At 47.1% G+C, this 9,041-nt stretch carries 8 protein-coding genes and 1 pseudogene; 6 read left to right on the top strand and 3 right to left on the bottom strand.

Features of this window, described 5'->3' with window-relative positions; all coding sequences use genetic code 11:
• Positions 1-101: 101 nt before the first annotated feature.
• The 3 genes from WBA89_RS15070 to WBA89_RS15060 all read right to left on the bottom strand — a co-directional run bounded on the left by WBA89_RS15070 (position 102) and on the right by WBA89_RS15060 (position 4,077).
• On the bottom strand, positions 102-1,061 hold the full coding sequence (locus tag WBA89_RS15070; protein ID WP_424407731.1) for a YegS/Rv2252/BmrU family lipid kinase: 960 nt from the start codon (positions 1,059-1,061) through the stop codon (positions 102-104).
• Between the two features lie 521 nt (positions 1,062-1,582).
• Entirely contained in the window at positions 1,583-2,311 is a 729-nt protein-coding gene (locus WBA89_RS15065) for a DUF3891 family protein (protein WP_424407729.1), read from the bottom strand.
• A gap of 212 nt (positions 2,312-2,523) precedes the next feature.
• The gene (locus WBA89_RS15060; protein ID WP_424407727.1) at positions 2,524-4,077 is read right to left on the bottom strand and encodes a metallophosphoesterase; all 1,554 of its coding nucleotides are present in this window, start codon (positions 4,075-4,077) and stop codon (positions 2,524-2,526) included.
• Positions 4,078-4,591: 514 nt separating this feature from the next.
• On the opposite strand from WBA89_RS15060, the gene WBA89_RS15055 reads away from it, so the two are divergent.
• From WBA89_RS15055 to WBA89_RS15030, 6 genes and pseudogenes are all read left to right on the top strand, one after another.
• Positions 4,592-6,367, top strand: a complete 1,776-nt coding sequence (locus WBA89_RS15055; RefSeq protein WP_424407725.1) for a type I restriction-modification system subunit M — start codon at positions 4,592-4,594, stop codon at positions 6,365-6,367.
• A gap of 8 nt (positions 6,368-6,375) precedes the next feature.
• Positions 6,376-6,642, top strand: a complete 267-nt coding sequence (locus WBA89_RS15050) for a ribbon-helix-helix domain-containing protein (RefSeq protein WP_333093283.1) — start codon at positions 6,376-6,378, stop codon at positions 6,640-6,642.
• Complete coding sequence (locus WBA89_RS15045) at positions 6,639-6,944, top strand: type II toxin-antitoxin system RelE/ParE family toxin (protein WP_424407722.1); 306 nt, start codon at positions 6,639-6,641, stop codon at positions 6,942-6,944. The genes WBA89_RS15050 and WBA89_RS15045 overlap by 4 nt, the downstream gene beginning before the upstream one ends.
• 171 nt (positions 6,945-7,115) lie before the next feature.
• On the top strand, positions 7,116-8,327 hold the full coding sequence (locus WBA89_RS15040; protein ID WP_424407720.1) for a restriction endonuclease subunit S: 1,212 nt from the start codon (positions 7,116-7,118) through the stop codon (positions 8,325-8,327).
• Between the two features lie 56 nt (positions 8,328-8,383).
• Positions 8,384-8,731 (top strand): hypothetical protein, encoded by a 348-nt coding sequence (locus WBA89_RS15035; protein WP_424407718.1) that lies wholly within the window; start codon positions 8,384-8,386, stop codon positions 8,729-8,731.
• Positions 8,732-8,751: 20 nt separating this feature from the next.
• A pseudogene (locus WBA89_RS15030) lies at positions 8,752-9,041 on the top strand (transposase); the annotation flags it as partial.

The following is a 9,041-nucleotide window of genomic DNA, read 5'->3' as shown; positions in this document are numbered from 1 at the left end:
GAATACTGTTGCATTATTTTTTGAAATTGGTATAACCGCCGGAATTGATTTATGCAGGCGCAGTTTCTAATCGCCGGAATGGATTTGTGTAAAAGCTAATTCTACTTCAATGTAACTTCGATATCTGCTAAACCGGTGAGTTTTTCCACTGCTTGCTGTTCTTCAACTCGCGGTACAAAAATAGTTAAACCTCCGGGAACGCACTCAATAGTAATCGGAGTAATCCCGAAAAGTTCACCGTCTACAACTACTTTCTGAGGCGGATCGGTAGTAATTTTTACCTTTTTGGCGCGCAAATAACCGATGTCGTCCCGATCGCTCGGATTGCCGCTCAAAGCTGTTTGCAATAGGTGATAAGAAGCTGCGATCGCCCCAGCTTTATTTTCAGGCGCAACCAGCGTCACATCCAGGAAGCCGTCATCAAAAACAATCCCCGCCGGGCCTTGAGCTAAAATCGAAGTAGCCGGCGCTGCATTCGCCACCGTGACGGCTACAGCAGTAACGCTGACGATTTTATCTTCTGTTTCGATTTCCGCTTCAAATCTTTCTAGATTGTTTAACTGTTTAATTCCCGACAGAATGTAAGCCAGCATTCCCCAGCGATTCTTCATGTCGCGATCGGCCAATTCGACAGTTTCCGCCTCAAAACCCACGCCAGCTAACAAAACCATCGGCATTTCACCGTTGCAAGTCGCCGCATCCACCACCCGCCTCAACCCTCCCAAAATAGTTTCGCAGGCGGCTTCAATTGTATTTGGAAGCTCTAAAGCATTAGCAAAAGCATTTGCAGTTCCCCGCGAAATAATTCCTAAAGGAATATTTGTGCCGACAATCGCCCCAGCAACGGCTGATAGTGTGCCGTCGCCCCCGGAAGCAATAATTTCGTCAACTCCCCTAGCAACTGCTTCGCGGGCGAGTTGATCTGCGTCTATTTCTGGCGTTGTCAGCACAATATCTAAGTCAATAAACGGCTCTAAAATATCCTGAATTAAAGCTAAATCTTGGTCTGGGTCTCTGTTGCCGGCGACGGGATTAAAGATTAGGCAAGCTGAACGTTTCATAATCGGTAATCGGTAATTGGTAATAGGTAATGGCTGAACTTAAATCATCGATTTTTTTTCGTTTGTATCGAAGTTTTGCCCCCCTAAATCGCTTTTAGGATCGAAAACTTAATAACTTAAACAACTCCTACAGTCTTCTCTTTTGTAAGTTGCAAGAAAGAAGGAGGCAGAGCCTCCGGATCTGCATTACCAGGCAGAGCCTGGTAACGAGCAACGACTGGTAACGAGCAACGACTGGTAACGAGCAACAAGAAGGAACTCCTACAGTCTTCTCTTTTGTAAGTTGCAAGAAAGAAGGAGGCAGAGCCTCCGGATCTGCATTACCAGGCAGAGCCTGGTAACGAGCAATGCCTGGTAACGAGCAACAAGAAGGAACTCCTACAGTCTTCTCTTTTGTAAGTTGCAAGAAAGAAGGAGGCAGAGCCTCCGAATCTGCATTACCAGGCAGAGCCTGGTAACGAGCAATGCCTGGTAACGAGCAACTCCGAAAACAAACCTCACCTATTTTTCAAAGGTTTTGATTAAGACTTGACAAAAGTCCACTCTAACACTTCGCGCGGAGCTTTTGCCAGCGCTTCTTTGATTTCCTCATTGCTGTCAAACTTGACTTTATCTAAGCGGCACGCTTCGACGTTCACAGTAAACTTGTCGTCTTCAAAAGGCCAAGGAGTTACAGTTACGAGTTCGTTGCTGTGCTGTAGAATATCGTATCGTTTTCCGTCGGGGCCGACACTAATTTCTAAAGCTCGTTCTCCGGCGGGCAACTCGCCGCTGCACAGAATTAATGATAGCCGATCGCACCACTGGAAAAAAGCATAAGCTGATTCTGCCTCTTCTTTAGAAATCTTCAACTCCTCGCGCCATTTTTTTTGGTTGGCGAGTTGTTCGTCCAAAAAATCGTCTAATTCCTTCGACTCTCCCCGCTTTCCTTCATTCAGATAGCTCATGTGCATAGAAGTCAGCATTGCTACCCACGAACCGCGATATAGAGAAGTCTCGGTCAATCCTTTCATTTTAGGCACAGAAGTTTCCGTGTCCAAGGTAAAATCTAAGGGCGCGCCGGCTTCAGTCAAAATATGTTCTTCCCACTCTTTTTCTAAATCGTCGTGGTGGGAAATCGCGGCTATGGTTTCGTAGAGGCGAACCGGAGATTTCGAGCGCTTCCACTGTCCGCCAAGTTGGGCGGCGAGCAAAGCGTGGGCGCGGTGATAAATAATTTGCCAACCGGTGGCGGTTAAGTTAGCAATCATTGAATTTTTCTCCTGAATTAAGTTGAGTGCAAAGATTAAAAATTTTCCAGTGCGAGACAGAATTTTGAGAGTTTAAAACTTAGGAATTAAGCTTTTTGCTTCGGCAAAACTCGATCCCGATCGCCAAAAATGCAATTAGTTCGATCGTTCGGACTCAGTTTTTCATAAAAGTCCGATCGCCCAAGTCGGAACCATCGAACGTAGAAACAAAGTTAAATCACAAAAGGTTCGATCGCGATATCCTGCCATTTGCCCTCAAATCGTTCCACAACCAAAGGTGTGACTCGGAACTTGGGGGGAGTCCCGTCAAGAACATCAATCCGCAAACACGAATAAGGACGGCGTTTGTGGGAACCTTGACCGCTGCGGCCGACAAATAGCAAAGATTCCGCTACCCGCAGGCCGGCGGTTTTGACACCCGGTTCGCGCCCCAAGCGATAAGCTTCAGGACTTGATGGTTCCTCCAACGCCGGGCCTTCCGGGCGCTGGCGGCGCAGACTGTGCCCGCTTCCCCCGCAAACAATCCAATTAATCCCCGAATCGCCGTGTCCGGTATCCCCAGTCCGCAGGTGTTCCAGACAGTGGGCGTGGCCGGTCAGCACCAAATCTACTAGCGATCGCCCGCCCGCCACTTCTCCAACTGCATCGCGCACCCCGTCGAGTACCTCGCGCAACCGCAACCGCACGGCCAAAGTTTGAGCTTGATTCCACTTTGTCGCCTCGGTTACGTAGGGGGGATGGTGCAGGTAAATTACCCGCCCCCGCACGTCTGAATCGCGCCAAGAGTCAATCAGTCGCCTTTCGAGCCATTCGAGCTGTTCCACGTCGGTGGCTGTTTTGTCGGAGGACAGTTGTTTGTCAATATCCATCAGCATTTCGTCAACTTGCGCTAATTTTGCGCCCAAGTCGTCTAGCTGTTCGGCTTGTTCTGGAATTTCGGGGTTTAGCCGATCGCACATTTCCAGCATTGCCAATTTTTCTTGTTCCAACTGCTGGCGCTCGATTTCCAAATTCCGGCGGCGAATGTCGCCTTGTTTGGTTTTCGGCAGCGGCAAGGGTTCGTTGAAGGTGTTGGAGTCGAGGGCGAAGAAGTCGATGCCGCCGCTGCGGAAGGTGTAATAGCGGTTGGGTAAGCGGGTAAAGCTTCCGGGTTGGTAGCGGATGCAGCGGCCTGTGCTGGTGCTGGCGGTGTAGTGGGTGTCTAGGTGGCGATCGAGTTCTCCCGGCAATTTGTGAGCTTTCAGGTAGTCGAGAAATGCTTTAGCGTAGGCATTTCCGCGATCGGAACCGTGCCAGCCGACATCGAGATCCAACCTGGCACCCAACAGCTTCCGCAGGGGCAAAGCTGTTGCCGACAGAATGCCGTAGACTACGGGCAAGTCGTAATAGTCGTGGTTTCCCGGTACTGGCAAAAACGGAAAGTTAAACACCATGCGATCGTAAGCAATCCGAGAAGGATGTTCGCCGCCGACGATAAATTCTCGGTAGGGGCGAATAAAGTTTTGCAAGTAATATTCGCTGGAACCGACGAGATAAACTACATCCCCCGTGTGGAGGAGGAAACGGCAAGTTTCCCGCTGCGAGAGCATTTGCTGGGCAATCTGCCGCTGCGGGTTGTGGCCGCGGTGGTTGCTCGTCCCGCTGTCCCCTGCGACTAAAAATGAAAACTCTGGAGAGTCGCTGGTTTGAGTTTCTAAAACAATCCGAGTTTGGTCGATCGCCCGATCGGCTATCGCCTGTTCTTGCCACCGCACCCGCTCGTTCATTTTGCTGATTTTGACTGTTATTCGCGGGTCGGACACGAATTTCACGCCGCCTAGTCTCCCAAATTGCTGAGTTCCTAGTTAATAATGCAGCGATCGATCGACTTTTTGCATCTCTCTAAAAGCTGAAAATCGATCGGCCCCGAAGCTCAAAACTTGGTTTTTTGCTCGTTATACCATTTCTCTAAAATCATGCAATACTCTCCGACCCCCCCTAGCCCCCCCTTAGCAAGGGGGGGGACAAGAATACTGTTTGCTCGTTTGCTCGTTACCAGGCTCTGCCTGGTAATGCAGATCCGGAGGCTCTGCCTCCTCTTGCTCCTTCTCCGCTCGTTACCAGGCTCTGCCTGGTAATGCAGATCCGGAGGCTCTGCCTCCTCTTGCTCCTTCTTGCTCCTTCTTGCTCCTTAATGCAGATCCGGAGGCTCTGCCTCCTCTTGCTCCTTCGATCTTGCAACTTATACCATTTGCTCAAAGCTTGGATGCGATCGCCCCATCTCTCAACTAAAATAAGAGCTTGTACGAGGCGCTGCTGTTTGTTGCCGAAGACGAGGGAATCTATCAAGAACTTGGGAAAATAACGCCAACAATGCCAGCCAACTATACCGAACTCGAAAAACGCCTTTGGGAAGCAGCCGACGAACTCAGGGCCAACTCCAAACTCAAGCCTTCGGAATATTCCGTCCCCGTTTTGGGGTTGGTCTTCCTGCTCTACGCCGACTATAAATTTGCCCTGGTTTCACAGCAAATTGCAGCCGGCACCAGCAGCAGGCGGCGCACCGCGGGTAAGACGGATTACCAGGCAAAAGGAGCGCTTTATTTGCCGGAAACTGCCCGTTTTGATTATTTGCTCGATCGCCCGGAATCGGATGATATTGGCGGGGCGATCAATGCGGCCATGAAGGCGATCGCAGATGAGAATGAGGAACTCGGCGGCGCTTTGCCTAGAAATTACAACAGCTTGGAAAAACCGATTTTGCGGGAGTTGTTGAAAATCTTAAATCGGATTCCCAGAGCAAATATTACTGAAGATGCCTTTGGGGAAATTTATCAGTATTTCCTGGGTAATTTCGCTCAGAAAGAAGGGCAGAAAGGCGGAGAGTTTTTTACTCCAATTTCCCTGGTAAAGCTGATTGTCGAGGTCATAGAGCCGAATTGCGGGCGAATTTTAGACCCTGCCTGCGGTGCTGGGGGAATGCTGGTACAGAGTGCGATTCGGGTTAGGAATAAGTTAGGATTTGACCCGAATCAGGTTATTAGTGTTTACGGTCAGGAAAAGGTAGACGGAACTGTGAAACTCTGTCAGATGAACTTGGCAGTTCACGGCGTTTCTGGTTTGCGAAATATCCGGGAAGGTAACACTTATTATCAAGATATTCACAACAGCGTCGGTGAATTTGATTTTGTGATGGCGAATCCGCCGTTTAATGTAAATGGAGTAGATAGAGAGAAAATTAAGGGCGACCCTCACTATCCCTTTGGTGCGCCGACTACCGACAATGCAAATTATCTCTGGATTCAGTTATTTTATACTGCTTTGAATGGGAACGGACGGGCGGGGTTTGTGATGGCAAACTCGGCATCGGATGCGCGGGGTTCGGAGTTGGAGATTCGCCGCCAGTTGATAGAAACAGGGGCGGTGGATGTGATGATTGCGATCGGTTCCAATTTCTTTTATACGGTGACATTACCCTGTACGCTGTGGTTTTTCGACAAACGCAAATGTCGTAGAGACGTTCCGGTGGAACGTCTCCATCTTCATCCACCCGAACGTCTCCATCTTCATCCACCCGAACGTCTCCATCTCGATCCGGTGGAACGTCTCCATCTTCATCCACCCGAACGTCTCCCTCCTCTCCCGGTGGAACGTCTCTCTCCATCGCAGAAGGTATTATTTATTGATGCGCGGCATATTTACAGGCAAATTGACCGCGCCCATCGGGAGTTTAGCGAAGCACAGATTGAGTTTATCTCAAATATTGTGCGGCTGTACCGAGGGGAAAAAGCAGAGTTGACGGCTGATTCCGAAATGCTGATTGAAACTTTCCCAGACAAGGTTTATCGAGATGTGGCGGGGTTGTGTAAAATAGCAACATTGGATGAGATTGAGGCCCAGGGATGGAGTCTCAATCCTGGGCGTTATGTGGGGGTGGCCCAACGTCAGGAGGCGGAGGATTTTGATTTTGCCGCGCGGTTGGAAGAGTTGAATGAGGAGTTGGAAATATTGAATGTTGAGGCGCGGGGATTGGAGGAAACAATTGGTGAGAATGTGGCGCAATTATTGAACTTGTAGGAGTTACCATGAGTATTAGTTTAAAACCCGAACACGAACAATTTATTCAGTCTCAAGTGGCGAGTGGGAAATTTGCCAATCGGGAGGAAGTGATTGATACGGCTTTTCGCTTGTTAGAAAAGCTTCAGGGTGAGTACGAACAATGGATAAAGGAAACGCGGGAGAAGATTGATATAGGGATTGCAGAACTCGATAGAGGGGAAGGATTAGATGGGGAAGCTGTTGTCGCGGGGATTCTAGAGAGATTTAAACAAGCACGTCAAAATAGAAAATGAGTCGTTATCTAATTTCACCTTCTGCGAGTCGAGATTTGAATGCTATTGCTGAATACTTCTTGACTCGGAATGTAGACGCTGGAGAAAAGCTATTTCAGGAGTTTACTAAAAAGTGTCAGTACATAGCACAATTTCCCAACTTAGGGAAAAGTTACAGTTATCTTCGACCTTGGTTGCGAGGGTTGCCTTTAGATGGATATATTATTTTGTATCGAGTTTTTGAAGATGGGGCTGAAATTGTGCGGGTGGTGAGTGGTCGTCAAGATTTGGAATCGCTGTTTTCAGAGTCGGATGAGGAATAAAACAGATATGATATGATGAATTCACTTCGCGTTTTTAGAGCAAATACCAAAGGCGGATGATTTTGATTTTGTGGAACGGTTAGAGGAGTTGGAAATTTTGAATGTTGAGGCGCGGGGATTGGAGGAAACAATTGCTGAGAATGTCGTGATGTTGTTATAGGGGATAGAGAAATGACACAAATCCAAACCAAGATCCTTAACGATGTCTGTGAGTTAATCGTTGATTGTGAACACAAAACTGCACCAACACAAGCAACAGGCTATCCATCTATTAGAACGCCTAATATCGGAAAGGGAAAACTGATACTTGACAATGTAAATCGCGTATCAGAAGAAACTTACAAGGCTTGGACAAAAAGAGCTATTCCACAAGCTAACGATTTAATTTTGGCTCGTGAAGCCCCAATTGGAAACGTTGCAATTATTCCAAATAATATCAAAGTTTGTCTCGGACAAAGAACCGTTTTAATTAGAGCAAATAAAAATAAAGTTGAGCCGAGCTATCTTGTATATCTGCTACTTGGAGATGAAATTCAAGGCAAAATATTATCTGTTTCAAATGGTGCAACTGTACACCATTTAAACATGAAAGATATTCGCAACTTAGAACTGCCTAAATTGCCTTCTCTTCATACACAGCGGAAAATTGCTGCGATTCTGTCAGGGTACGATCGCCTAATCGAGAATAACACACGGCGGATTGAGATATTGGAGGAGATGGCGCGATCGCTTTACCGCGAGTGGTTCGTTAACTTCCGCTTCCCCGGCCACGAACAGGCGCAGACGGTAGATTCAGAATTGGGCCCGATTCCCGAAGGCTGGGATGTGGTATGCTTAGGTAAGTTGGCATCATTCCAAACTGGTAAGCTAAATTCCAATGCGGCTAAACCAAATGGTGTTTATCCTTTTTTTACCTGCTCTCAAGAGATATTTAGGACTGATACATATTCTTTCGATACAGAGTGTGTTTTGTTGGCAGGTAATAATGCCAATGGCGTTTTCCATATTAAGTATTTTAAAGGAAAATTCGATGCGTATCAGAGAACCTATGTTATTCGTAGTCTGAATCAACACCAAGTTACAAACTATTACTTATACTTTGCTATCAAGGCGCAACTTGAACACTTGAAGAGTATATCGACTGGCTCTGCAACTAAGTTTCTTACTCTGACCATTCTAAATAATCTTAATATAATAGTCTCTCTTCCTGATATTCAAGATAAATTTGCAAAATTCATCTCTGTTGTATTTTCAGAAATTGAATTATTACAGATGAAAAATACCAACCTCCGCCAAACCCGCGACTTACTCCTTCCCAGACTCATCTCAGGCGAAATCGACGTAGAAAACCTCGACATCAAAACCGGAGAAATAGCCGCCTAACCTCATATAATATAGAGACGTTCCACCGAAACGTCTCTACTCGCAAAATTAGAGCTATGGTTCAAACTAAACCAATTTCCAAAACCATCACCAGTTTGCTTAACCTGCGAGAAAGATTTAATCTTACTCCAACAAGCAACCATCAATTTTCTCCAGAATTTACCCAAGACTTACCCGAACTCACCGACTCAGAAACAGCCGCCCTAGACCAAATTAGAAACCGATTTTTGCGCCATAGAGAACGCGGTTCATTAGCCGAAGGAACCATCAATCACTTAGTCATTTCCCCCTTATTAACCCTAGTAGAGACGTTCCGGTGGAACGTCTCCCTCCTCTCCCGGTGGAACGTCTCCCTCCTCTCCCGGTGGAACGTCTCCCGGTGGAACGCCTCTCTAAATCTCTAAATCAACCCATAATTACCCTTATGACCTTATACAAAAATAAATACCGAATTGAATCGGCCCGATGTCAGAATTGGGATTACACCTCCAACGGCTATTATTTCGTTACCATCTGCACCCAGAATCGAGAATATTTTTTCGGTGATGTGGTTGCAGGCAAAATGCAGTTATCACCTATTGCCAAAATCGTAGCTGAAGAATGGCAAAAAACAGCACAGATTCGTTCCTATATCGAATTGGATGAATGGGTGATAATGCCTAATCACCTGCACGGAATTATCATCATCAAAAATCAATCTCCACCCCCCCTCGT

This window comes from Microcoleus sp., assembly GCF_049646505.1.
Lineage (GTDB): Bacteria > Cyanobacteriota > Cyanobacteriia > Cyanobacteriales > Microcoleaceae > Microcoleus.
This window is presented reverse-complemented; position numbering and strand designations above follow the sequence as displayed.